This is a genomic window from Tenacibaculum aquaeponti (genome assembly GCF_052084715.1).
In the GTDB taxonomy this organism is placed as follows: Bacteria; Bacteroidota; Bacteroidia; order Flavobacteriales; family Flavobacteriaceae; genus Polaribacter.
On record NZ_CP197288.1, the window covers coordinates 2,691,590 to 2,716,550 of the forward strand.

The window sequence follows — 24,961 nt, forward strand, 5'->3', positions numbered from 1 at the left end:
ATTCATTAATTTTTTTATGCCTTACTAAATATGCGTTTCCAACTTTTCTTTTTTACTTGAAGATTAGTACCGTTTTCTTTATTGAATTGCGATACAATTGCTTCTTCGTGTTGTTTAAAGAATTCAGGATCAAAATTGGCATCTTTAAAATGTTCTAAAACATGAGTTACACTTTTTTTCTCGGTAAGCACTTTATCGAAAAAATCATGTCTAAGTCGAATTCCGAAAGTATTAATACCAATAAACTCTTGGGTTTCCTTATCATAATTTAAATGAATGGCTTTTTTACCCGTCTCATCTTTCCAGAAAAAACGCGCTTCATTTTCTTTTGGTTTAGCCCAAACCCATCCATAAGTTTGATATTCAATGTCAATGAATTTTGCTGAGTTAAACCAATGTCCAGGTTTGTATTCAATTCTATTTCCACAAATAGTTTGCGCCACAGTTTCTCCCATCATTCTACCAGTATACCAAACAGCTTCTATTGGTCTTCTTTGTCCAATAGCTTCATGTTGCTCAGCACAATCACCAATAGCATAAATATCTTTTTCACTAGTTTCTAAAAAGCGGTTTACAAGTATTCCTCTATTTGTTTCAATAGAAGATTCTTTTACAAAGTTGATGTTTGGGGAAACACCAGCAGTTAATCCAACAACATTACAAGCAATTTCTTCACCAGTTTCAGCAATAACGATAGATTTTACGTTACCGTTTTTATCTGCTTTAATTTCTTTTAAGTTTACACCTAATCTTAAATCAATATGATTTTCTAAAATTTCTTTATTAATCATTTCAGATTCTTGTTCAGGTAGTACACCATTCCAAAAACTAGACTCACGAACTAAAAAAGTTACAGGGATATTTCTACTATGTAACATTTCTGCAAGCTCAATACCAATAAGTCCACCACCAACAATTACAGCACGTTTACAGACTTTATTGTTCGGAGCATATTTTTCTAAACTTTCTAAATCTTGTTTATGGTACATACCCATAACACCATCTAAATCTTGACCAGGCCAACCAAATTTATTTGGTTTAGAACCAGTAGCAAGAATTAATTTATCATAAGAAAAAGAGCTCCCATCTTGCAATAACAACTGCTTATTCTCAGCATCGATTTTTTCTACTAAGCCTTTCTTTAATTCAATTCGGTTCTTTTTCCAAAACCAATCTTCATAAGGTTTTGTGTTTTCGAATTTCATGTGCCCCATATAAATATACATAAGAGCCGTTCTAGAGAAAAAGTGTTCAGTTTCTGAGGAGATAATGGTAATTTTTTTATCCGAAAGTTTTCGAATATGTCTTGCTGCAGTAACGCCAGAAATACCATTACCAATAATAACGATGTGTTCCATGTTTTTGAAAATTGCTATTGACTATGTCGCTAGAAAAGATAATAATTTACTTTTGTTTTAAATTTAGAATTGATTTAAATAAGAGAAAGGGATAGAGCCTTCATGTAATGATTTGTTTTTTTAAACGACTCAGCTTAAGATCAAAAAAAAACTACTCATGAAACGAATTTCAATTCTTTTAATATTACTGACATTTAACTACACTGGTTTTTCTCAAGAAGAAAAGCAAGAAGAAGAGAAAAATAACTTACAAGTATTTACTCCATCTAAATTATTAAATAAAGGTCAATGGGATATAAAATGGTTTAATGGTTTATACACACAGACTAGAGAAACAGGTCAAAACAATAGTGAAGGACGTGATGTGGCAAGATCAAATTTTTTTACATCTACTGTGGAAGTATTTACTGGAGTTTCAGAAAATAACAGAATAAATATAGGTGGTATTATTGAATTTCGTTCAAATACTTTTGGTGGAAGACAAGCACTTTCTGTATTTAGCTTAGAAGATACTCCAACAAATAGAGTAGGAATTTCTTCAATTGCTCCAGCAGTAAAGATTCAACCTTTTAAAAGTATTGGAAATTTTTCTATTCAAAGTGCGATTCACATTCCTTTGTTAGGAAGTGGTGACGAAAGTAATCCAGATGGAGGATTTTTAGATCAAACAGCATGGTCGTTTCAAAATAGATTCTTTTACGATTACACATTTCCAAGCGGAAAGTGGCAATTATTTACAGAGTTAAATACTGAATATGGTTTTGGAGATGATAAGAGTTTTGCTAACAATACTTTTTTAGTAGTTCCAGGAGTTTTTATTAGTTATTTTCCAACTCAAAAAGCAACAGTTTTAGCTTTTGCTCAACATTCTGAGCGTTTTGGAGATTTTGAGCAAGACAATACTTCTTTAGGTTTTGGTGGTAAATACCAATTAACAGATGTAATAAACTTAGAAGTTTTATACAGTAACATAGTAAGAGGGTTTAATTTTCAAGGTTTAGGAGAAACATATAGTTTTGGAATTAGAGCTTTATTTTAAACTTTTAATGTATAAAGAAGTGTAATTTAATGGCTATTTTTAATGCATGAAGATCAAGCAAATTTTTATAGTATTGTTTTTAGTACTATGTACTTCTTGCAATAGTCAAAAAGAAAAAATAAACGGATTAAGCTTTGTTGCTTCTTCGGAAGCAATAAGCGATAAACATACAACACCCGTAGTTAAGGCGTCAGCGAATTATGTTTCGTTGATGCCTTTTGGTTTTATAAAAGATTTAGCATCTCCAGAAGTTCGATATAATTCGTCTCGACAATGGTTTGGTGAAACCAAAAAAGGAGTAAAACAATATGCTGAAGAATTTAAAAAACTAGGAATAAAGTTTATGATTAAACCTCAGATTTGGGTTTGGAGAGGCGAATTTACCGGGTATATAGAAATGAAAACTGAAGAGGAATGGAAAGTTTTAGAAAACTCTTACAGTGCTTTTATTTTAGATTATGCGAAAGCTGCTGAAGAAGTTAAAGCAGACATTCTTTGCATTGGTACTGAGTTAGAAAAGTTTGTAATGAACAGACCGAATTATTGGAATTCTTTAATTCAGAAAGTTAAAAAAATATATTCAGGTAAATTAACCTATGCAGCAAATTGGGATGAGTTTAAAAGAGTTCCGTTTTGGAATCAATTAGATTTTATTGGTATAGATGCCTATTTTCCTTTAAGTGAAGCGAAAACCCCTTCTGTTGAAGAGTTAGAGCAAGGTTGGAAACCTCATAAAGCAACAGTTAAAGAGTTGTATCAGAAATTTAATAAACCTATTTTATTTACTGAATTCGGATATAGAAGTGTGAATTACACTGGTAAAGAACCTTGGAGTTCGAACAGAATCTCTGGAGAAGTAAATTTAAAAGCTCAAGAAAATGCTACCCAAGCAATTTATAATCAGTTTTGGAAAGAAGATTGGTTTGCTGGTGGGTTCTTATGGAAATGGTTTCACGATCACGAAAAAGTTGGAGGAGAAAATAACAATCGATTTACACCTCAGAATAAACCAGCAGAAAAATTAATTCAGAAATTATATGCACAGTAAGTGGATACTTATTGTTTTAATACTACTTTTTTCATGTAGTAAAGATGAAAAATCAACCAATTTATCTGATACTATTTTAAGTGATTTTTTACAGAATCATTCAAATAAAGTTTTAGATGAAGTTATTGCATGTGCAGGAAGTAGTAACAATGAAGATATAGTTTTGGTATATTATTTTCCTGAAGAAGGAAGTTTTGATTTTAAATATTACGAAACTGAGAGTATAAATGTAAATCCTGATGATTTTTCTAATTATAAGCTTAAAATTTTACCTATTGAAGGTGTCTTCGGAAATAAACTTTCGGCCTTTAAAAGAAATGAATTACAAGATGCTTGGGGAATTGTTACATACCAAACCGAAGGTAAAATTCATAAATCGAATCCTATACGAATAAAGCATACGCAACAAGCAACAGTATATAATTCTGATGTGACAATTGATACGTCTGTTCGTTTGTCACCAGAATTTCGTTGGAATGAAAGCGAGTTGAAAAATGATGCTATTTATTTTCAAGTCTTATTAGAGCAAAACAGTATCTTTGTATCAGGAACTTATACTTTTGATCGATTTTTCCGTTATTATGATACATCTAATGTAGTTTTAACGATAAATCCAACCACACCTCCTAAATTAGAAATAGCAAATGATTACCAGTTTATTGTACTAGGTGTAAGTCTAGATAATTGGGTAAATAGTTATTCCTACAAAAATTTTACCGCAGAGTAATAATGAAGAAATTAATAACCATACTACTTTTAATATTTTTTACATTTTCAGCGTTCTCTCAAGAAGATGGAATGATAGTTCGTTCAGTTACTTTTAAAGGTATGAAAAGAACGAAAGCATCTTTTTTGAAATCGATAACAGAGACAAAGAAAGGAGATGTATACAATACTAGAAAAGTTGAACAAGATATTACTATTTTAAAGCGATTACCAGCTGTTGCACATGCCTATTTAAAGACAAACACCGAAGATGGAAAATGTGATCTTGAATTTCACATTCAAGAAAGCTCAACGATTTTACCAGAATTAGCTTTTTGGACAACAACTAATAATAGGTTTGCTTATAAATTAGGTGTTTATGAATATAATTTCTTAGGTAGAAATATCGCAGTTGGCGGATTTTATCAGAATAACGGACATGATACTTATGCGTTTAATGTTAGAGCTCCTAATTTATTTTCAAAAAAGTTTGGACTAGGTTTTAGTCATCAAAATTGGAAAAGTGAAGAACCGTTATTTTTCGATAATCAGACAGCGAACTATTTGTACAATAATATTTCAACTGAATTATTAGGATTATATCAAATTAATTTTAATCATCATATAACTTTTGGATTCAATTATTTTCAAGAAAAATATCAATATTTAAATGGAGCTACAAGTCCGGAAGTTCCCAGAGATTTAAAAGTAAATAAAATATTATATAAGCTTTTGTATACATATGAAGATCTTGAATATTATTTTCATTATTTAGATGGATTTAAAAGCATTTTATATCTTCAATATGTTACTTCTCAAAATGATTTTCAAGATAAGTTTATTATAGCTTGGAACGATTTCTTTTATTACGATAGAGTAGGGAAGAAAGGAAATTGGGCAAATCGATTACGCATAGGTTTTGCTTCTAACAGTGATTCTCCTTTTGCTCCATTTGCTTTAGATAACAATATTAATTTAAGAGGTGTTGGTTTTATTGTAGATCGTGGTACAGCAAGTATGGTTTATAATACTGAATACAGACATACATTTTACGATAAAAAATGGCTAACAATTCAAGCTAATGGGTTTTTAGATGTAGGAACCTGGAGACAACCTGGTGGAGAGATTTCAGATTTTTGGAAGTCAGATAATATGAGATTTTACTCAGGAGTCGGACTACGTTTTATCAATAAGAAAATTTACAACGCAATTTTTCGAATTGACTATGGAATTAGCTTAACTGATAAAACTAATGGTATAGTCTTTGGAATTGGGCAGTATTTTTAGACTTAAAACTTGAATTATTATCTAAGGTTATTTAAAAAACATTTTGAGTAACTTTGTGCTTTATTAAAAAGTATACACAATTAATTATAATAGTTGTATACTAATAAAAATATGCAAAAGTGAAAAAGATATTAAGTACTCTAATTTTATTACTTTTTATTTTCTATGATTTCAAATGTTACAGTCAAGATATTCATTTAAAATCTATAAAGGAAACCATAGAAATCAAAGAAGATTCTTCTTTCATAAATAATATTTCAATTCTTTTCAAAAAAAGTAATAAACCGCGCTTTTACCCTATATTTTATGATACAGAATTAGAAAAAGTATCAGATATTAAACTGTTTATCAAGAAAAGGAGAAGAGATAAACCAATATATATTAAAAAGATCTATGAAGAAGATGCTAAGTTAGAGTATATTACAAGTAAGAAAATTAAATATGTCATGATTCCTGCTGATAAAGAAATTAAACTTTCTTATTCAGTTAGTTGTAAGGAATTAATGTATTTTTCAAGTTTGCCTTTTTTTTCTTATAATCAAATAGATACACTTAGTTATAAAATAAAAATTGCTAAAAATTTTGAGTTGGCTCATAATACAATTTACAAAGAATCTATTCCTTACTATAAAATAGATTCTACTAAAACAAATACCAATTCAGTATGGAATATTGAAGTAGTTCCTCAAAAAGTAGAACCAGATCCTTTTCAGTTTTTTGGTGTTTATAAGAATATGAGAAATCCTTTGATGCGAATTATAGTCACTCCAGATTCTTATAAAAATAGGCCTACTAATTATATTAACGATTGGTATTCAGAAAAAGTAGCTTCAAAAAAAGGGTTAAACTATCAGGTAAAACAAAAAATAGACCAACTAACAATTAACATTGAAGATCCCTCAGAAATTATCAACATCATTTATAACTATGTTAAAAATAACTTTAAGTATGTAGCTATAGAAGTAGGTATGGGCGCTTTTATTCCAACTCATGCAAATGCTGTTTATTTAAATAAAGAAGGAGATTGTAAAGATCTATCAAATTTTTTATCAGAGGCTTTAAGATATAAAGGAATTAAAAGTGATATAGCTTTAGCAGCTACTTTTGATCATATTAGTGATTGTGATTTTCCGTCTTTAAGCTCTGCGAATCACGTGATTGCTGTAGCTTATATAAATGGAAAAGTGATTCTGTTAGATCCTACAGACTCAATTCATAGAGAAGGAACACCCGTAGAGAGTTTACAAGATCGTAATATTTTAATTGTGAATTCAAATGGAGGTGTTTTTCATACTGTAAAAAGCTTTACTCCAGAAGAGAATTCTATTTTATATCAATTAGAATTAAAGGAAGATAATACAAATATTAAAGGAACATTTTATACTTCATATAATGGGATTTCTGGGAATTATTTGAAGCGTAGACTTAAGGGTAAAAAAGAGGAAGAACTTAGTGATTTTGGAAATACATTTTATGAAGAAATTTTCAGAAATCAATCTGTTTCTAATTTAGAGCTGTTAAATGTTGAAAAACTAGAATATAAAGGAGATATATCTATTAGTAGTAAGTCTTTTGATGATGGAGAAAATAAATACTTATTTATCGATTTTTTACCAAGAATTATAGAAACTGAAAATAGAGAAATATTAATGGAGGGGATTAATTTGGCAAACCCATTTCATAAAAAAGTTCGTACAAAAGTAAAAATTAACGAACCCATAAAAGATTTCGAGCCTATAACATATAACTACAAAGAAAAAGGAATTTCACTTAAAGTAATTATTAAGTATATATCAGAATTAGAAATCGAATGTAATTACGATTTTATTCTTAATCATATTTACATAGATAAAGAAAATGTTGATAAAGCAAACGACATTTTAAAATCATTTAAAAAAATAATAAATGAACCTATCATATTTAAAAAACAGAAAAGTTAGTTTAATTGCCATAAGCATATGCTTACTTTTTTATAGTTTTAAATCTGTTTTAAGTAAAGGAAATGACCCTTTCACTACTCTCTGTGAAAAATCAGATGCTTATTATTCATATTTTTATAAAGATGTTACTTATGCTAAAGAATGGTCTGGATATAAGAAATATATTTCTATTACAAATAAATTAGTAATAAACACATCTAAAGGAGTTGAAGATTATGCTTTTTTAAATCTAAGTGAATATGAAAGTAATCATTTACAAAGCATTAAGGTTAAAACTCTAAAAGCAGATGGAACCAAAGTTAAATTAGATTCTGGTCTGGTATTCAAACGTACTTCTAAAGGAAAGAAATTTGGAGAAATAAATTATCCAATTCCAGCTGTAGAGCCAGGAGACACCATTGAAATGAATTATATATACTATGAAAGATTAAAAAAGAACGATTTAAAGAATTATGTGGATTTATATACAGATGTACCTAGTATAAATTCTCAATATACTATAAAAACTCATCCAGATGTATTATTGAGATACAAATCATATAATGGTTTTCCAGAACCAGCAGTGGTATCTAATGACACTTTATTCTATGTTCAGTTTTCTATGGATAAGGTAAAAGGAATTAAAAAAAATGAATTTAACTGTTTGCCTTGCGAAAAACCATATCTATATTACTCTATAGACAAAAAAGATACAAAATTGAGAACATGGAAAGATGTTTATAACGAGGAGTTTAATTTTGTTACTCAACCATTTGCTTTAGATTATGAAAAGTTTTCATACTATAAAAGGTGGAAGAGAAGAGTAGTAGGGAAAGCTAAAGATAGTTCGAAATATTACAAATTTAACTTATTGCATACTGAAGTAGTAAATAATTTTAAAATGGAACCTACTAGAAAAGAAGAATTAATTAAGTCTAGTGGTTATTTTTTAAAGAAAAAACGATTTGATCCATTAAGTATAAAAAGGTTTTATAGGCAAATATTAGAGGATCTAGAAATAGAGTATTGGGCTGTTTTTGGTAGAACCAAACGTTTAGGGGCTATTAGTAAACATTATATTAGAAGAGGAGAGTTTGATCATATATTTTTTGCCTTTGAAGATCAAAATAAACAATTAAAATTATTATATCCTCACGAAGATTTTTATCAATATCGAATTAATGAAATACCTACTTCTATTTATAACTCAGATGTTATTCTAGTAAAACCACATTTAACCAAAAAAAGAAGGAAAAAAGATAAATTTATTTCTAGAAATTTAAAGTTAGCTAAGGCAGATTCAGTATCCATCAAAACTGTTAAATTACCTAGTATGAGTGCTAACATTAATTACCTACATCAAATAATTTCTGGTGAGGTAGATGTTAAACAGAAAAAGACTTCCTTTAAATCAATTTTTAAAATTTCGGGAGGATTATCTACAGAATTACGAAGTTTTTACGGTATGTTAGATCAAGATCAAAAAGCTAGTGATTTTTATAACGCCTTGTCAGAATATCAAGGTGTAGATAATGCTATAGATATAGATACAATAACAAGTAGGTCATTGAGTCCAAAAACTCCTTTTGTTTATAAAGTTAGAGGTAAGGGTACATTAAATAATGCAATTACATTTATAAACGATAGTCTAGTAAGTATTTCTGTGGATAAACTGATTAATCATAATCAGTTAGATAATGATGCTAACTCTTCAGAATTAAGTTATTATTTAGATTATAGTTATTCTGATTTGATGATGTGTTTTTTAAACTTTCCATATGATATAGAAATTTTAGGTAAAAAAGAGATAAACTTGAAATGTGAAAATGATATAGGTCAATATTCTTTTGAATTAAAAAAAACTAAGAATAATCAAATTAAATTAAAATCAGATTATAAAATTCTAAAAGATTTAATTCCTAAAGAAAAGCTCACTGATATAAAACTTATCAATGAAAAAGTTAGTGAAGCAAAAGGCAAACGATTTGTAATTAAATTAAAAAAGATAAAATCGTAAAAAGAAGATGTAATTAATAATTCATATTATGATTTTTTTGGTTGATAGGATACAACTCCTGTCCAAGAAAATCTTTTGGGAATTTTTCGTCACCTTCAAAGCCAATTTCAATATCTCTACCAGAATACGGAATGTAATTTGTTTTAAAAATATAATCCCAAATACTTAATGTAATCCCGAAGTTTACACCGTTTTTTCGGTCTTCTGGTAACTCTTTAACATGATGCCAAATATGCATTTTAGGGTTGTTTAAAATGTATTTTAAAACACCATAATCCCAATTAATATTGGCATGGTTTAAATGTCCGATAGTAATATTAAAGAAATGAACAATAGCAACGTCTTGAGCTGTAAATCCACCCATAATAGCTAAAGGGATGTATTTCATTGATTTATATACAACAGGTTCCATCCAATGGTAACGCAAGTGAGCTGCAAACCCCATTTGTTTAACGGAATGATGTACTTTATGAAAGTTCCATAAAAACTTGTATTTGTGTAATAAAGTGTGTGTGTACCATTGTACAAAATCAATGATAATGAAGAATACAAATAAGCGTAAAGCATAAGGGAAACTATTAATATCAAATAATTTAAGGTCTGTTATTGAGATGTTCAACAACCCTAAAATATCATTGAAAACTTCAGAAGCTGTATTGGAAAGAGCAATTAGAACAATCAAATTCAATAAGAAAAAATTAAAGAACATATAAAAGGTGTCTAACCAGAAATCTTTTCTGAAGGTAGGTTGATTCTTACGCCAAGGAAACACAATCTCTAATCCCCATACGACTAAAGAAATTAGAATTAATCCATAGAAATAATTCTCCCAGTTTAATTCCATTAAAACAGATTGTTTAATGTAATTCCAGTAGTTTATATATGAGTTTTTTATAAGTTCTAGATACTTCTGCATGCTTTTGTAAAAATACGAGAATAGTTCAATAGATTAAGTCGCTTTATATAGATATTATATACAGTACTATGGAGTAATAGTTATTGTGTAAAAGAGGGAAAAGATATTTTTAAATGTGTTTTCCCTCTTTATAAATTAAAAAGATTTTATCTAGCGGCATTAAAACTGATATTTTAATCCAAGTTGGGCTCTCCAGCGAGAATTAATTCCATCTAAAACCCAAGGTGTAGCGTTTTCATCTAACGTGAATTGATACACAGGTTGATTATTCTGAACACCTCTAAATTCTAATAAGTTGAAATTTGAGTTTACTACGTTAGGTACAAAAACTAATCGTCCCCAGTTTTTATGAATTAAGTTTAAAACATTAAAAACATCTAAACTGATTTGTAAATTCGAATTATTTTCAAAAGGAAGATTGTATACAAACTTAGCATCTAATTGATGATTCCAAGGTGTTCTACCTCCGTTTCTCTCTGCATAACTTCCTCTATTTTCTCTTAAATAATCATTATTCTCAATAAAAGCATCTAAACGATTCCATTGTTCTTGCGCAGAAACTAATACATTTCCATTGGTGTCTGTAATATTTTGCAATTGAATTTCTCCTTGATTTGCTGGAATATAAACCAAATCATTTCTAGATGATCCATCTCTATTTACATCTCCTTGATACACTACAGAATACGGGTTTCCTGAGGTTCCTGTATATAAAGCAGAAAGCTGTATTTGATGTTTGTTTTTGAAGTTGATATTGTAACCGTGTGATGAAACAAACTTATGACGTAAATCGAAATTAGAGAATGATAAATCTGGATCGTGAGAGTTTATAGCCTGATTCCATTCAAAATTTGCAGCGGAAGAATTACGAACAGTACTCGATATTTCTTTACTTTTTCCATTTGTATATCCTAAGAACCCAGAATAATTATCGGTTTCTTTATATAAACCAAGATTGATATTATAACGGTATCCTTTGTTTGTATTACTTAATAAAAACACATTGGTAAAGTTGTCGTTTACGCGAGTTCCATTATAAAATAAACGATTATCTGCTCCAGAATAATTGCCAAATTCTTGTCTTCTGTTTATCGATTGAAAGAAAATTCCTTTTAAAACATCAGTATAAGTTGCTTCAGCTGTAAATCTAAACTTCCTTGGTAATTTTGCTTCGAAATGTAAGCGAGTTTTCCATTCTCTTGGTAATTCAAAATCGTTATCAATTAAATTGATTTCTGTTAAGCCTGGCTGTTGAGTAGCTAATGTTCCTAAATTTTCTTCTAAACGAACTGTATTTCCATTAGGGCGAATATCTACATTAAAATAATCTGTTCCAGAAATATATTCTGCATATGCAAACCATAAATACGGAATTCTACCTGTAAATAATCCGCTTCCTCCACTAAGTTTGTATTTTTTGTTTTCATCTAACGTATATTCAAAACTTACTCTTGGATTGATATGTGGATTTACTTCTATTTGATTCGTGAAATTACTGAACTCTGGAGTGTTTCTAACTAACGGACTTAAAGGTAAATCGTCTAATAAGAATTGATTATCTAATCGAACACCTAAGTTTAATGAGAATTTATCACTGATTCTTATTTTATCTTGAAGATAAAAAGCTGAAGTCAAAACATCAATTGTTGCTGAAGGGCGATTGTTTACAAAATCAAAAGAATTGTTTGTAACATGATATACTCCACGAATTCTGGAAGGTCTATCATTTAAAAAATCATCGACAGAACGATAAGCCCAACGTCCATTCCATGCAGTTAAAAATCCGTAATCTATATCATTGTATTGAAATAATAATCCACCCGTAATTGTATGATTATTTTTGTAATACGTTAACTTATTTGTGAGCTGAAAAGTGTTCAAATTTGTATTGTAAATAGAAGCTTCTCGATATGTTCCGGCAAAAATTCTATTAGAAGAATCGTTAATTTCTATATGCGGAAAAACTCTTCCGTCATACGAACGATCTTCCTTTACTTTTGTGTAACCGAAAGTTAAAATATTAGATGTGTTTTCAGATAAACTAGAGTTTAATTCTAATGTTGTACCGTTAAGAATACTATTGTGTCGGTATCCCTGATTTCCAAAATTAAAAACCGCTTGGTTCCATTCTAAATTATCAGTAAAACTCTTTACAAAGTTATTCCGTAAAGTTAGTTTATGTTTTTCTGAAATATTATAATCTAAACGAGCAAAAATCTTCGTAGAAGCAGTTTCTATATCACTACTTTCAAAAGCACCAGGATCGTAATTATAATCTGTTCTTAATTTATCAGCAATATCAATTACAGTTTGTTGACTAATATTTGACCCTGAAGAACCCGGAGCTCCGATAAGAGGAGTTTTACTCAACGCTTGCTCAACATTTACATAATAAAATAGTTTATCTTTTTTTATGGCTCCACCAACGCCACCACCAAACTGAATATCATAAAAACTATTCGCTTCTTGTTCAATTCCATCAGCAAAAGAACCAATTAGTAATTGATTGTTTCCATAGCCATATACTTCGGCTTTTGTAGTATTTGTTCCGTTTTTTGTAACCACATTAATATTGGCTCCAGTAAAATTTCCTATACTTACATCAAACGGTGAGGTTTTAACAGAAAGCTCTTTAATTGCTCCGAAACTAATAGGCTGACTACGAGATAAACTTCCAGGAGTTCCATTTGCAGAAGATCCAGCTGCACCACTTGCTGGCTCTTGAAAACCAACAACGTCGTTACTAGCTATTCCATCAATATTAAAATTATTAAATCTATTGCTTGCTCCTCCAAATGAATTCAAATTGGCTTCAGATAAGTTTCTTGTTAAATCTTGCACACTTCTACTAATTGTAGGAGTTTTTAACAATTGTTTGGTGTTAATAACAGATGGATTTATCCTATTCGATTTTCCAGAAATTACAACTTCATCTAACGTAGCATTTTCTTCCTGTAAAGGAATATCTATAGTTAATGTTTTTCCCAATTGAATTGTAATTCCTGTTTTAACGTATGTGTGATAGCCAATAAAATGAACTTCAATTTTATATGTATTTCCTGGTGGAATATTAGCGATTACATAATGACCAGATTCTTGTGAACTTGTTCCATAAGAAAAATTAGTTTCTGTGTCTGTTATAATTATCGAAGCAAAAGGAATTGAAAGTCCTTGTTTATCTGTTATTTTCCCCTCAACATTCCCTGTAGTTTCTTGAGCGTAACTGAATAAAACAGAAAAAAGAACAGCAATAAAAAATTTAATTTTCATACGAATGAAAAATGATTTAGTTAATTAAAATAAAGGTGTGCATAGCTTGTACTTTTAAGTAGTTGCTTAAAAGTTTATCACAAGTAAATAATATGATTAAGCTAATAGGGGAGAACCTTTATTATGCTGACTTTTTATATAAGTTTCTGAAGAAGTACATTCAGTGTAAAAAGGAATACAGAAGGTTGAGATGATAGTTAAAATGATACTTTCTAAAACAGAATTTTTGGTGTTTAAAAAGTAAAAAAGATCACTTTTAGAATCTAAATCTTTTAAAGGATTTAAAAGAAGAGGTGCCGAATTTTTTTTAGTGAATAGCGTAGATAAAACTTCTAACAATTCTGAAGTTTGCCAAGGTAATGCAGCAAACTCATCTTTTTGGAATTGTTGTTTTGAAATTCCTATTAAATACACTCCACCATCAAAAGCAGGACCTAATGTGTTTCTGTGTCCAATTAAATTTTCGTGAGCGATTAAAATATGTTGTGAATTTAATTCAGGACTATCGTTACCAATAGTAATTACATGATCGTATCCTTGATTAAAAACAGTTTCAATTGCATTAGAAAATCGTTCACCGAAAGTTTTTCCTTTTTGATTCTTTTCATTAAAAACAAGAATGTCTAATCCTGTTTTTTGAGCTTCAGAAAGTGTTTTTTGATGTAAATATTTGAATAAAAGTTGACCCTTGCGTATTTGCTTTTCTTTTACTTCTTTTTCAGAAGTATTTGAAAACAATAAAATGGCAGTATTGATACTTTTATTTAACATTCTTTTTAATAAAGTGGAGTATATAGTCGATATAAATTACAACACATTACTTGATAAAGAAAAAAAACGACCAAAAAGGTCGTTTTTTAACAATGAATATGTTGTAATATTATTGACTTTTAAATCTTTAATTCGTCAAATAATTCAATAAGTTTTTTGTCTGATGGTCTAGGAGCGTAAGATTTTACAATGTTTCCTTCAGGATCAATTAAAATAAAATGAGGAATTCCTTGAACTTGATAATCTAAAACAAATTTAGATTGCCAGTCTTTGTCAGCCATTAACTGGATTCCTCCTAATTCTTTATCCTTAATCATTTTTTTCCAAGTATCATGATCAGCTTCAGCATCAATTGAAATACTAACAAAAGCAATGTTTTTATCACTATATTTTTCTTCCACTTTCTTTAAAAATGGAATTTCAGCTTTACAAGGTTTACACCATGTTGCCCAAAGATCGATGTACACATATTTTCCTTTTAAATCTGCTAAAGATGTTGTTCCGCCAGCATTATTTTCATAGTTTTCGAAAGAAGGAGAAGCATTACCAGCGGCTAATTTTTTAATTCCATTAAACTGTTTTGTTATTCTTTCTTTTAAGGCTTCGTCTTTAGAAAGCTTCATAATGGCATTATATAAAACTTCTGATTTAGGATTGTTCGCCGATATTTGAAAAGCCATATCCTTTAATAAGCTACTTTTGATTATTTCACTTTTATGTGATTCTATATATTCAATAGCTGCATCTTCAAATGAGATGTTTTTTTCTTTTGATTTGATACGAGCAGAGTTAGTAAAATGATAACTAACAATGTTTTTATAAGAGTTGAACTTTTTGAAATGATCTTCATTATTTACATCTAATTTATCTAAGTTAAGAGGGAAAGATTCTGAAACTTTAAACTCATTATCTTTTGAAAAATATCGATGTGCAGGTTGATAATTTGTTAGATGCGATAAATACTCGTAATTTAAATTGATTTTCTCTTCCTTAGCAAAATCGCTATCTACATTTTCTAAAGTTTTTTCAAGTTCTTTATTTATGTCGTCCATTTTAGCTAAGTATGCAGTTTCATCAAGAGAGTATAAGTCTTGCATAGATCCAGCTCTTTCTTTAATTAAGTATTTTTGAGCTAGAAAGTTATTTGCTTCGTTACCTTCACCTGAATACACAATTGTTTCATCAAATTCTTTAGCATCCATATTTAAAGAAAGCTCATATCCGTCTTTTAAATAGAAAGAAGAGGATTCTTTTCCGTCGCTAAAACGATGATGACCATTAGCATTAAAAATGGTGTCGGCAAAAGAACCATCTTCTGATAGTTTAATTGTTTTAACCAATTCGTTAGAACTATTTATAATTGCTAATTCTTTGCTGTTAGGATTTTTAATGTTTCCTTTAAATAAAGCGTAGTTAACTGTTTGTTCTTTACCGCATGAAACTAAAGCTATAGTAGCGATACCAAAAAGTAGCTTTTTCATAATTTTTTAAGATTTAGATTGGTTTTTAATATGAATTAAATATATGATTTTTTATCAAAAATAATGCCGACTCTACATCTTATTTGGTTGATTTTTAATTTGTTTGTTTCTTTTTGGTTTTTTTATTGCAGATTTATTAAAATCATATAAACAAAAAACGACCTATCAGGTCGTTTTTTTGATTAGAATACGTGTTGATTATTAACAGCATCCACCTCCATCATAATGGAAAGTAGATTCTGAAAAATAAATATCATCTCTTCCTAAAGCTTGTAAAGCAGTGGCTGTTTTATCGCAAATCGCTAAAGGTTGATTTTGTAATAAAGTGTGTCCTTTACCATCATCGAAATACTCTTCTTCACCGTAGTAAATAGCAGCTTTTCCAGTAAAAATACATGGACCATCTTCTGGCATAGGATCTTTTATTGCAGCTACTTCTATAGATTCGATATAAATCAATTCATCTGTAGGATAATTTTTTGGATCTAAAATTCTGTAAGGTTTTCTAGCTCTAATTTCAATAGTACCGAAACCAGCGTCAGTTAACATTTTTACATATTCAGCAATCGGTAAACTTCCACTTAAACATAAAGCACGTAAACGTTCGTCGTTTCGTAACGTCTCATTCATTGGTTGTTCACAAGTTGGATCACTCATTACTAAACGTCCGTGAGGTTTTAATACACGATACATTTCAGCAATAGCTTTCTTTAAATCATCTGCTTTAAAAATGTTGAATAAACAATTTTGAGCAGCAACATCGATAGAGTTATCTTCTACAGGTAAATTCATTGCGTCACCTTTGCGTAGATCAACAAATTCGCTTTTAAACCAATCGTTTTGTTCTTCTGCTTTAATAAAGTTTTTTCGAGAAGCTTCTAACATTTCATCGACTACATCTAAACCAATAACCCCATTTTTTTGACGAGAGAAGTAAGAGAATTGTAATAATTCCATTCCACCTCCAACACCAACGTATAATATTTTCGGACTATTAGTTAAGTCTCTAGCATGCACTGTTGAACCACAACCGTAGTTCATTTCTTGCATAATTTTAGGGATTTTTAATCCTGGTAATTCCCAAATTGGGTTAGTAGTACAACATAATCCTACATCTGGAGTTAATGCTGCTTCTTTATATACATCTTTTGTTGTTTCTAAATAACTCATTCTTACTTGTCTTTTTTAATTAAAAAGTCTACAGAAAATTTATCAAGTTCTTTTGGTAGTAATAATAAACTTACCAAAAGTATTGTTCTATACATTACATGAGATAAATCCCAAATAGGATCCTTTAAACCATGCCCAAAAGTTACAATTACTAAAACTAAGGCTAAAGTATATAAGGCATAATCTCTTTTTAAACCAATTACTAACAAAAAACCACCAATAAATTCTGCTAAAGAAGTAAAGTAAGCAGAAAATAACAATAAGAAGTCAGGAAGTAATTCACCATAACTGGATTGGAAGAAGTTTTTGTAAACATTATCCAATCCAAATTTGAATACTTTTCCAAATCCTTGGAAAAAGAAAATAAATCCAAGAATTAGTCTAATTGTTAAAACAGCTATTTGTTTGTTAAGCATTATAGTTCTTTAATTAAATCTTTAAATATAGCGACCAAATTAGGTTCTGCTTTTCCAGCAGTTGCGATAATATCAGCAATATCTACTGGTTGTAAATTTTTAGGGTCGCACTCATCAGTTAAAACCGAAATAGCACAACATGGAATATTTAATTGTTTAGCTACAATTACTTCAGGAACAGTACTCATACCTACAGCATCTGTTTCAAGTATTTGAAGCATTCTATATTCTGCACGCGTTTCTAATTGCGGACCCAATACACTAGCATAAACTCCTTCGTGTAGCGTTATGTCGTGTTTTTGAGCAATACCTTTCAGTAAATCATTTAATTTTTTTGAATAAGGCTCTAACATGTCTGCAAAAATGTTTCCGAATTCTTTGGCTTCACCAAAAGCTAAAGGAGATTGTCCTTGTAAATTAATATGATCTTCAATAAGCATTAACTCACCTTTGTTGTACGATAAATTAATAGCTCCGGCAGCATTAGAAATTAATAAGTTTTCAATTCCTAATCCGTGCATAGTTCGAATTCCGTATGTAACTTCCCATGGTGTATAGCCTTCATATAAATGAAAACGTCCAGACATTACAACCACTTTTTTACCAGCTAATTCTCCGTAAATTAGTTTCCCTGAATGAAATTCTACTGTAGCTTCTGGAAAATTTGGAATATCACTATAAGGAATTTCTGTTTCTATTGTTATTTCATCTACTAATTTTCCTAAACCTGTACCTAATACAATTCCGATTTTAGGATTTGTAATATCATTTTCTTTAAGGTAGTTTATAGTTTCTTGTAGCTGTTGTTTTTTCATAAGTTTAAAAATTGTTGAAATGCAGGGTGTTGTTGAATGTCTTCAATAACATCAACATCATTTAACATGGGTAATAAATGTACACTTTCTTTTTGTAAGTCTTGTAGTGTTTCTTTTCTAACAGTTGAGGTTCCCCAAGCTTTGTTTTGGAATATTTCAGGATACACTTTTTTGCTGGCTAATAAATAATAACCACCATCTTCTGCTGGACCAATAATAATGTCATTATGATCTAGTTTTTCAAAAGCTTCATTAATATGATCTGGAGTTAAATCGAATAAATCACTACCGATAATAGCAACCTTTTCATAACCATTTTCAAAAGCTTCTGTAAATGAATTTTGCATACGCATACCTAAATCTTCTCCAGATTGTTGGTGTTTTGTATACGTTGTATCCCAAATATCGTTGTTTCTAATTTTTACAGAATAAAAAACAGCTTTATCACAAGATAAATGCTGCGTAACTTCTTTGGTTTTATTCAGTAAGAATTTATATATATCTAATGCTTTTTGATCTCCTAGAGATTTTGCAAGCCTTGTTTTTACTTTACCCAATTCTGGATTTCGCGTAAAAATCATCAGCAAATTTTTACTCATATACTTTTATGCCCTTTTTTAACCACTTTCCCCATTCTTTATCAAAAGCATGTACTTTTTCTGTAGGTTTATTATTTGTGTTAATCACAGTAAAACCTTTGTTTTTCCATTCAAAAATACCTCCGTATAAATTAAATACATTGGTAAATCCTTTTTTTTGTAGCTGTTCTGCGATGTCTTCAGAACGTACTCCGAGAGAGCAATATACTACTATTTTAGCATCTTTTTTATTTGCTAAAATTACATCTGTAGTTCTTTTTAAATCGAAGTTTTGGTAACCAACAAAGATTCCATTTTTAATACTGCTAACATTATATTCTTTAGCTTCTCGAGCATCTAATAGAATATAGTTACTTTTTTGTTTTGATAACTCTTCAACAGTAATATACGGAACAGACTCAGTATTGTATTTTTTCAATAGTCGTTTTAAACTACTTTGTGAGAAAGTAAATGAGAAAATAAAAAACGATAGAAAAAATACAATTTTAGTCTTCATGATTTATGCAACAGTTCCTTGACAACTACTTCCTGCTCCAGCAGTACATCCGTAACAATGCTGATTGATAATGATATTTCTGTTTTGAAGTAATTCTTCGTTATATTCAGAAATGTGTTTTACTTTACTTGCTACTTTTAGATTTAGCATTTGATTGAAATCACAATCATATAACCAACCATCCCAACTTACAGATAAAGTATTTGTACACATTACATTTTCTACAGCCATTGGATTATAAGCTTCAACTAAAGCGTACATATAATCTTCATAATTTTCAGAAGCGATTAAATAATCTAAAAATCTACTGATAGGTAAATTTGTAATTGCAAATAAGCTATTGAAAATAATACCAAAATCTTCATGCAATGCTTTTTTGAAATCACTTTCTAAAGCTGCTTGATCTCCTGGTAAAAATGCTCCTGAAGGATTGTAAACCAAATCCAATTGAAGTCCAGATCCTTCTTTTCCGTATCCAACCTCATTTAGCATTTGAAGTGCTTTGATAGACTTATCAAAAACACCATCACCTCTTTGTTTGTCTGTTTTTCCTCTTGTCCAGTGTGGCATAGAAGAAACAACATGAACATTATGTTTTTTGAAGAACTCTGGTAAATCGTAGTACTTTTTGTTGGCTCTAATAATAGTTAAGTTAGAACGAACGATAAAATCTTTGATTCCTGCTTTAGAAGCTTCTTCAACAAACCATCTGAAATTTGGATTCATTTCTGGCGCTCCACCAGTTAAATCTAATGTATGTGCCCCAGTTTTTTTAATAACATCTAAGCATTGTTGCATAGTTTCAGTGGTCATAATTTCTTTTCTGTCTGGACCCGCATCAACATGACAGTGCGCACATACTTGATTACACATGTAACCTAAGTTTATTTGTAAAATTTCTAGCTTTTTTGGACGCAAAGGAAACTGATTAGTCTCTTTTATCTTATCTGCAAATGTTGGTAATTCACCATTTTGAAATATTCCGTTAGATAATATTTCTAATTGATGAGTAGTATTTGCCAAATCATTGTTTCTAGCTAAGAGTGATTTTTTCATCGAGTTTTAATTGTGAATTAAAAATTATAAACGAAATCAAGTTCAATTCATAATTTAGAATAATTCATAGCATGATTACATTTCAAGTTTATTCACTTTATTCATCATTTGCACACCATGTACTAAAGTTGCTCCACTTTTTATAGCAGCTCCAACATGAATTGCTTCCATCATTTCTTCTTTAGTAATACCTCGTTGTAATCCGTCTTTTGTATAAGCATCAATACAATAAGGACATTGCTCTGTGTGTGCTACAGCTAAAGCAATTAAGCTTTTTTCACGAGCAGTAAGTGCTCCTTCTTCAAAAACTTTTCCATAATAGTCGAAGAACTTGTTTCCAAGTTCTTCGCTCCATTCTGTAATTTTTCCAAACTTTCTTAAGTCTGAAGGATCGTAATATGTTTTAGACATTGATAATTTCTTATGTATTTAGAAAACTAAAGATACTATTTTCCGTTTAGATTCCAGTCGTAAGGTAAGTGATGGATTTTAGCTTCGCTAGCTACTTTTTCATCAGCATACTTATTAATATAATCTATAACAGAACCCTCTTTCGTGAAATCTCCTTTAAACCAGTTGAAGATTTCTGAGATGTGTATTGTTTTCTTTTTATTTAATTTGTTTCTTTTTGAATCATTTATGAATTGCTTCATTAAGCTTTCTAATTCACTATCAATATTTTTAGCTGTGAAAGCTTTGTTGTGTAATTTAGGACAAGAACCAGAAGCGCAATTTACACCAACATGAATTCTTGGATCAAATAATTTTTTTCTTAAGATATTATGTTCAATATGATCTAAAGTATATGTTTTACCGCCAACTTTTGCAAATGGAATTTTCCAAGCGTTTTTACCTTTCTTTTTAATTTTAGTGATACTCTTCAATGGATAGTTCTCTAAAATTAATTTTATCGTATATGCATTGTAAGCATTAATCCAAAAAGCTTTCTGCTTGTCTTTAGACCAAGAAAGACTAGGTATTGTTTGGTTTAAATACGCTAAATAAGAATCTAAAACAGCTTCATCTTTTTTAAATGCTTTATAATTCACGTTTCCTTTAGTATCTACATGTTTATTTAATAATGTGTTGAACTTTGAAGATTGAGCTATTACATTTATTGATAAAAATATTGATAAAATAAAAACGATTTTTTTCATGATAATTGTTATTTATAAATGTAGACGTTAGTTTTAAAAAAACTTTACAAAGAATATTTAGGAATATTAAAGAGTAACCAAATTAAATAAAAAAACCCACTCAAAGATTGAGTGGGAAAATTGCTATGAAAAAGAAAAAGTGTCCTCAAACGTCTCTGAGGACACTACAAATATAAAGCAATTAAAAGGTATAAAAACAGGAAAAACATGGTTTTTTTTTGTGTTTTTTTTATTGTGTTGTAAATCAATGGTTAAGAAGTGTTTTTTTTATGTTAAATTTTTTTCTGTTTCGAAAAAAATTTTAAAAAGAGGTTTTTTAGCTCTGTTTACTTTATGATTCCGTTTTGAAATATTTTAAATTTTAGTTTAGAACACTTAGATTTTAACTGGTTCATTAATTGCTTTTATAGGAATTTTATAAGGAATGTCCATAAAGTTACTATGTCGAGATTGTAGAATTTTAGCATCATAAAATATGAATTGCTTTTATTTATAAATATGTGTTTGTTAAAGGTTAGATGTATTTCAGGCTAGTCTGATGAAATAAAAAGAAATGGTTTTCGAAAGATAGTGCCTGCAACTTGTCCCCATTGAAAACCATCAAGATTGTATCCTGTTCTTATTTCATTATTGGTTAATAATGCTTCTCCTGCTGCTGCTCTTGAATGACTAAATACATCAATTTGATTATGATTCAATTTATTTTTTAAAAGCCTTTCAGAATTTTTTTCGTTTAGTTTATCAATCACCGAATTTATATCTTCAGCCCAGCATTTAACTATATTTTTCACAAAGTAAGAAGTTAAGTTTTTTCGAATTATAGGATGACAATCTTTAAAAGTTATATCTTGTTGAAAAGCTTTTATAGATGATTCTATTATATTCCATGAATCCTTTTCAATCTTTTGAGTAAACTCATGATTGAAGCATTATAAGAGAAAAATATCCCTTTGAATAAGTTTTCTTAACTGTAGCTTAAAGCGTTTAAGGTTAAAATAAATTCGAAATTTTGCATTTTGTTTTCTTACAAATTTCGTTGTCAAGATGTTTTTAAAACAATGCTATATCGCTGTTAAAACTTGCTTTAAGACTATTTATCTTCGTAGTTATAACAAATAGAAAGGAGGTTTTAGTTTTTAAAATAAAAAAAACCGTTAAAAATCATAAGATTAATAACGGTTTAGTACAGAAGGCGGGACTTGAACCCGCACGGGCATTACGGCCCATTGGATTTTAAGTCCAACGTGTCTACCAATTCCACCACTTCTGCATGGTGTGTTTATATTAAGAGTTCGAGCGAAAGACGGGATTTGAACCCGCGACCCTCACCTTGGCAAGGTGATGCTCTACCCCTGAGCTACTTTCGCGTAAGCTTTTTTATGAACTTGTGCAATTGTTATTGCGGATGCAAATATACAACGGTTTTTTTATTCTACAAATAAAAAACAAGTATTTAAAACAGCTTTTTATAAGTAAAATGTTTTTTTAATGTTTAAGTGGTTTAAAAACAGTTGTGTAAATAAAAAAATATTTTTGTTAAAATGAATAGAGGGTTAAATCGTGTAGCGAGAAAAATTAAGCGCATAAAAAAACCGTTGAAAACGTAGGGTTAACAACGGTTTAGTACAGAAGGCGGGACTTGAACCCGCACGGGCATTACGGCCCATTGGATTTTAAGTCCAACGTGTCTACCAATTCCACCACTTCTGCATGGTATTTTATATAGAAATCAGATTTAATAAATAATTTCTGATTTGTAATTTTAAGAACTTGTGCAATTGTTATTGCGGGTGCAAATATACAATGGTTTTTTTATTCTGCAAATAAAAAAGATGTTTTTTCAATAAAAATATTTTCACTCATTAATAAAACTCAAAAAACATGGTGGTTACACTATTATAGAATATCTTTGCAAAAATTTTGGAATTAGCAAGGTGGGTTTAGTTTTGGTTGAAGATAAGTCGATATTGAAAACAGTTTTTTTAGATTTTAAGCAGCTTACTAAAGTAGGACTTTCGGTAAGTGTTGTATTTACATCAATTGCTGGATATTTATTAGGAGCAGAAACTATAGATTATACAACTATATTAATGTTAGCTATTGGTGGCTACTTAATGGTTGGTGCATCTAATGCTTTTAATCAAGTAATTGAAAAAGATATAGACAAATTAATGCAACGCACTAAAAACAGACCACTTCCTGCTGGAAGAATGAGTCCTACTGTGGCATTAATCATAGCTTCATTATTCACTATATCTGGTATTGCAATATTATATGCTATCAATCCGAAATGTGCTTTGTTTGGAGCAATATCTATTTTTCTTTATACAAGTGCATACACACCTTTAAAAGCTGTGACTCCTTTAGCTGTGTTTGTTGGAGCAATTCCTGGAGCAATTCCTTTTATGTTAGGTTGGGTTGCAGCAACAGGTAAATTTGGTGTTGAAGCTGGATTTTTATTTATGATTCAGTTTTTTTGGCAATTTCCACACTTTTGGGCTATCGGATGGTTGCAATATGAAGAATACAACAAAGCTGGTTTACATATGCTTCCAATGGATAAGAAAGACAAAGGAGCTGTTGTTCAAATGATATTTTATACTGCTGTAATGATTTTAATTTCTATTGCACCAGTTTTAAAGAGTACTGGGAGTCTATATATATATCCCATAACAGCAGTCATTGTAGCAAGTTTAGGGCTGTTAATGCTATTTTATGCAATAAAATTGTATAAATCAGAGTCGAATATAGATGCGAGAAAGTTAATGTTGGCTAGTGTGTTTTATATCACAGTGTTGCCAATAATATATGTTATAGATAAATTTTTACACTAATGGATAGAGCTCAAGTTGATAGTGAGTTAAGAGTAGCGAAAAGAAAATCAGCAAAACCAATGTTATGGGTTTCACTTATAAGTATGGTAATGTTCTTTGCTGGTTTAACAAGTGCTTACATTATAAGTATGAAAAGAGATGATTGGGTAACTTTCGATTTACCTCAGGCTTTTTATGTGAGTACAGTTTTAATAGTTTTAAGTAGTATAACCTTGTTTTTATCTCATAGATTACTAAAACAAGATAAACTACAACTATCTTTTGTTTTACTAACCCTAACTTTTATTTTAGGTTTAGCATTTGTTTGGTTCCAATATGTAGGGTTTGAGCAATTACGTAGTTCTGGGTTATATTTTACAGGTCCAGGAAGTACAGTTTCTGTTTCATTACTACTAATTATTACTTTTATGCATGTTTTACACTTGTTAGGAGGTGTGATTGTGTTAATTGTTGTTATTTATAATCATTTTAAAAAGAAGTACTCTTCTGCCGATATGCTTGGTTTTGAACTAGGTGCAATCTTTTGGCATTTTGTAGATGTTTTATGGATTTATCTATTTTTCTTTTTCTATTTCATTAGATGATTAAAAATGTGTAATTTTGGCGG

General features: G+C 29.7%; 22 protein-coding genes and 3 tRNA genes. 8 read left to right on the plus strand and 17 right to left on the minus strand.

What is annotated here, in order from left to right:
• Window positions 1-14: 14 nt before the first annotated feature.
• The gene (locus tag ACSIGC_RS12110) at window positions 15-1,358 is read right to left on the minus strand and encodes an NAD(P)/FAD-dependent oxidoreductase (RefSeq protein ID WP_442265079.1); all 1,344 of its coding nucleotides are present in this window, start codon (window positions 1,356-1,358) and stop codon (window positions 15-17) included.
• Window positions 1,359-1,515: 157 nt separating this feature from the next.
• On the opposite strand from ACSIGC_RS12110, the gene ACSIGC_RS12115 reads away from it, so the two are divergent.
• The 6 genes from ACSIGC_RS12115 to ACSIGC_RS12140 all read left to right on the plus strand — a co-directional run bounded on the left by ACSIGC_RS12115 (window position 1,516) and on the right by ACSIGC_RS12140 (window position 9,373).
• Window positions 1,516-2,397: a hypothetical protein gene (locus tag ACSIGC_RS12115; RefSeq protein ID WP_442265080.1), complete on the plus strand. Its 882-nt coding sequence runs from the start codon at window positions 1,516-1,518 to the stop codon at window positions 2,395-2,397.
• A 46-nt stretch (window positions 2,398-2,443) separates the two neighbouring features.
• On the plus strand, window positions 2,444-3,445 hold the full coding sequence (locus ACSIGC_RS12120) for a glycoside hydrolase family 113 (protein WP_442265081.1): 1,002 nt from the start codon (window positions 2,444-2,446) through the stop codon (window positions 3,443-3,445).
• A complete protein-coding gene (locus tag ACSIGC_RS12125; RefSeq protein ID WP_442265082.1) occupies window positions 3,435-4,172 on the plus strand; it encodes a hypothetical protein in 738 nt (245 codons plus the stop codon). Before ACSIGC_RS12120 ends, ACSIGC_RS12125 begins: the two co-directional genes overlap by 11 nt.
• A gap of 2 nt (window positions 4,173-4,174) precedes the next feature.
• On the plus strand, window positions 4,175-5,437 hold the full coding sequence (locus ACSIGC_RS12130) for a POTRA domain-containing protein (RefSeq protein ID WP_442265083.1): 1,263 nt from the start codon (window positions 4,175-4,177) through the stop codon (window positions 5,435-5,437).
• A 119-nt stretch (window positions 5,438-5,556) separates the two neighbouring features.
• Entirely contained in the window at window positions 5,557-7,377 is a 1,821-nt protein-coding gene (locus ACSIGC_RS12135; protein WP_442265084.1) for a transglutaminase-like domain-containing protein, read from the plus strand.
• The gene (locus ACSIGC_RS12140; RefSeq protein ID WP_442265085.1) at window positions 7,343-9,373 is read left to right on the plus strand and encodes a DUF3857 domain-containing protein; all 2,031 of its coding nucleotides are present in this window, start codon (window positions 7,343-7,345) and stop codon (window positions 9,371-9,373) included. The genes ACSIGC_RS12135 and ACSIGC_RS12140 overlap by 35 nt, the downstream gene beginning before the upstream one ends.
• A gap of 13 nt (window positions 9,374-9,386) precedes the next feature.
• Here the strand turns inward: ACSIGC_RS12140 and ACSIGC_RS12145 are convergent, their stop codons facing one another.
• The 16 genes from ACSIGC_RS12145 to ACSIGC_RS12220 all read right to left on the minus strand — a co-directional run bounded on the left by ACSIGC_RS12145 (window position 9,387) and on the right by ACSIGC_RS12220 (window position 23,230).
• Window positions 9,387-10,289, minus strand: a complete 903-nt coding sequence (locus tag ACSIGC_RS12145) for a sterol desaturase family protein (RefSeq protein WP_442265086.1) — start codon at window positions 10,287-10,289, stop codon at window positions 9,387-9,389.
• Between the two features lie 159 nt (window positions 10,290-10,448).
• Window positions 10,449-13,559, minus strand: a complete 3,111-nt coding sequence (locus ACSIGC_RS12150) for a TonB-dependent receptor (RefSeq protein WP_442265087.1) — start codon at window positions 13,557-13,559, stop codon at window positions 10,449-10,451.
• 96 nt (window positions 13,560-13,655) lie between these two features.
• A complete protein-coding gene (locus ACSIGC_RS12155) occupies window positions 13,656-14,330 on the minus strand; it encodes a DUF2064 domain-containing protein (RefSeq protein ID WP_442265088.1) in 675 nt (224 codons plus the stop codon).
• 119 nt (window positions 14,331-14,449) lie between these two features.
• Entirely contained in the window at window positions 14,450-15,811 is a 1,362-nt protein-coding gene (locus ACSIGC_RS12160) for a TlpA family protein disulfide reductase (RefSeq protein WP_442265089.1), read from the minus strand.
• A 201-nt stretch (window positions 15,812-16,012) separates the two neighbouring features.
• Window positions 16,013-16,981, minus strand: coding sequence for an arsenosugar biosynthesis arsenite methyltransferase ArsM (gene arsM, locus ACSIGC_RS12165; protein ID WP_442265090.1), 969 nt, complete (start codon window positions 16,979-16,981; stop codon window positions 16,013-16,015).
• Window positions 16,982-16,983: 2 nt separating this feature from the next.
• Entirely contained in the window at window positions 16,984-17,397 is a 414-nt protein-coding gene (locus ACSIGC_RS12170) for a DoxX family membrane protein (RefSeq protein WP_095074716.1), read from the minus strand.
• The gene (locus ACSIGC_RS12175; protein ID WP_442265091.1) at window positions 17,397-18,212 is read right to left on the minus strand and encodes a purine-nucleoside phosphorylase; all 816 of its coding nucleotides are present in this window, start codon (window positions 18,210-18,212) and stop codon (window positions 17,397-17,399) included. The genes ACSIGC_RS12170 and ACSIGC_RS12175 overlap by 1 nt, the downstream gene beginning before the upstream one ends.
• Complete coding sequence (locus ACSIGC_RS12180) at window positions 18,209-18,811, minus strand: TIGR04282 family arsenosugar biosynthesis glycosyltransferase (protein ID WP_442265092.1); 603 nt, start codon at window positions 18,809-18,811, stop codon at window positions 18,209-18,211. Before ACSIGC_RS12180 ends, ACSIGC_RS12175 begins: the two co-directional genes overlap by 4 nt.
• Window positions 18,804-19,307, minus strand: coding sequence for a rhodanese-like domain-containing protein (locus tag ACSIGC_RS12185; protein WP_442265093.1), 504 nt, complete (start codon window positions 19,305-19,307; stop codon window positions 18,804-18,806). Before ACSIGC_RS12185 ends, ACSIGC_RS12180 begins: the two co-directional genes overlap by 8 nt.
• Before the next feature lie 3 nt (window positions 19,308-19,310).
• A complete protein-coding gene (gene arsS / locus ACSIGC_RS12190; protein ID WP_442265094.1) occupies window positions 19,311-20,363 on the minus strand; it encodes an arsenosugar biosynthesis radical SAM (seleno)protein ArsS in 1,053 nt (350 codons plus the stop codon).
• Between the two features lie 75 nt (window positions 20,364-20,438).
• Complete coding sequence (locus ACSIGC_RS12195; RefSeq protein WP_095074706.1) at window positions 20,439-20,774, minus strand: arsenosugar biosynthesis-associated peroxidase-like protein; 336 nt, start codon at window positions 20,772-20,774, stop codon at window positions 20,439-20,441.
• A gap of 35 nt (window positions 20,775-20,809) precedes the next feature.
• On the minus strand, window positions 20,810-21,520 hold the full coding sequence (locus ACSIGC_RS12200) for a DUF547 domain-containing protein (RefSeq protein WP_442265095.1): 711 nt from the start codon (window positions 21,518-21,520) through the stop codon (window positions 20,810-20,812).
• 530 nt (window positions 21,521-22,050) lie between these two features.
• Window positions 22,051-22,218: a hypothetical protein gene (locus ACSIGC_RS12205; protein WP_442265096.1), complete on the minus strand. Its 168-nt coding sequence runs from the start codon at window positions 22,216-22,218 to the stop codon at window positions 22,051-22,053.
• A gap of 486 nt (window positions 22,219-22,704) precedes the next feature.
• A tRNA-Leu gene (locus tag ACSIGC_RS12210) sits at window positions 22,705-22,790 on the minus strand.
• Between the two features lie 25 nt (window positions 22,791-22,815).
• Window positions 22,816-22,887: transfer RNA gene (locus ACSIGC_RS12215), tRNA-Gly, on the minus strand.
• A 257-nt stretch (window positions 22,888-23,144) separates the two neighbouring features.
• Window positions 23,145-23,230 (minus strand) — tRNA-Leu (locus ACSIGC_RS12220).
• A gap of 257 nt (window positions 23,231-23,487) precedes the next feature.
• Here ACSIGC_RS12220 and cyoE point away from each other — a divergent pair.
• Together cyoE and ACSIGC_RS12230 are read left to right on the plus strand one after the other, a co-directional pair.
• Window positions 23,488-24,354: a heme o synthase gene (gene cyoE / locus ACSIGC_RS12225; RefSeq protein ID WP_442265097.1), complete on the plus strand. Its 867-nt coding sequence runs from the start codon at window positions 23,488-23,490 to the stop codon at window positions 24,352-24,354.
• Complete coding sequence (locus ACSIGC_RS12230; RefSeq protein ID WP_442265098.1) at window positions 24,354-24,938, plus strand: cytochrome c oxidase subunit 3; 585 nt, start codon at window positions 24,354-24,356, stop codon at window positions 24,936-24,938. The genes cyoE and ACSIGC_RS12230 overlap by 1 nt, the downstream gene beginning before the upstream one ends.
• The last annotated feature ends 23 nt before the right edge of the window (window positions 24,939-24,961 follow it).

Bases quoted from the DNA above. Each gene is read 5' to 3' on its own strand.
- ACSIGC_RS12110 (WP_442265079.1), bottom strand. From the start codon at position 1,358: ATGGAACACATCGTTATTATTGGTAATGGTATTTCTGGCGTTACTGCA.
- ACSIGC_RS12115 (WP_442265080.1), top strand. From the start codon at position 1,516: ATGAAACGAATTTCAATTCTTTTAATATTACTGACATTTAACTACACT.
- ACSIGC_RS12120 (WP_442265081.1), top strand. From the start codon at position 2,444: ATGAAGATCAAGCAAATTTTTATAGTATTGTTTTTAGTACTATGTACT.
- ACSIGC_RS12125 (WP_442265082.1), top strand. From the start codon at position 3,435: ATGCACAGTAAGTGGATACTTATTGTTTTAATACTACTTTTTTCATGT.
- ACSIGC_RS12130 (WP_442265083.1), top strand. From the start codon at position 4,175: ATGAAGAAATTAATAACCATACTACTTTTAATATTTTTTACATTTTCA.
- ACSIGC_RS12140 (WP_442265085.1), top strand. From the start codon at position 7,343: ATGAACCTATCATATTTAAAAAACAGAAAAGTTAGTTTAATTGCCATA.
- ACSIGC_RS12145 (WP_442265086.1), bottom strand. From the start codon at position 10,289: ATGCAGAAGTATCTAGAACTTATAAAAAACTCATATATAAACTACTGG.
- ACSIGC_RS12150 (WP_442265087.1), bottom strand. From the start codon at position 13,559: ATGAAAATTAAATTTTTTATTGCTGTTCTTTTTTCTGTTTTATTCAGT.
- ACSIGC_RS12155 (WP_442265088.1), bottom strand. From the start codon at position 14,330: ATGTTAAATAAAAGTATCAATACTGCCATTTTATTGTTTTCAAATACT.
- ACSIGC_RS12160 (WP_442265089.1), bottom strand. From the start codon at position 15,811: ATGAAAAAGCTACTTTTTGGTATCGCTACTATAGCTTTAGTTTCATGC.
- arsM (WP_442265090.1), bottom strand. From the start codon at position 16,981: ATGAGTTATTTAGAAACAACAAAAGATGTATATAAAGAAGCAGCATTA.
- ACSIGC_RS12170 (WP_095074716.1), bottom strand. From the start codon at position 17,397: ATGCTTAACAAACAAATAGCTGTTTTAACAATTAGACTAATTCTTGGA.
- ACSIGC_RS12175 (WP_442265091.1), bottom strand. From the start codon at position 18,212: ATGAAAAAACAACAGCTACAAGAAACTATAAACTACCTTAAAGAAAAT.
- ACSIGC_RS12180 (WP_442265092.1), bottom strand. From the start codon at position 18,811: ATGAGTAAAAATTTGCTGATGATTTTTACGCGAAATCCAGAATTGGGT.
- ACSIGC_RS12185 (WP_442265093.1), bottom strand. From the start codon at position 19,307: ATGAAGACTAAAATTGTATTTTTTCTATCGTTTTTTATTTTCTCATTT.
- arsS (WP_442265094.1), bottom strand. From the start codon at position 20,363: ATGAAAAAATCACTCTTAGCTAGAAACAATGATTTGGCAAATACTACT.
- ACSIGC_RS12195 (WP_095074706.1), bottom strand. From the start codon at position 20,774: ATGTCTAAAACATATTACGATCCTTCAGACTTAAGAAAGTTTGGAAAA.
- ACSIGC_RS12200 (WP_442265095.1), bottom strand. From the start codon at position 21,520: ATGAAAAAAATCGTTTTTATTTTATCAATATTTTTATCAATAAATGTA.
- ACSIGC_RS12230 (WP_442265098.1), top strand. From the start codon at position 24,354: ATGGATAGAGCTCAAGTTGATAGTGAGTTAAGAGTAGCGAAAAGAAAA.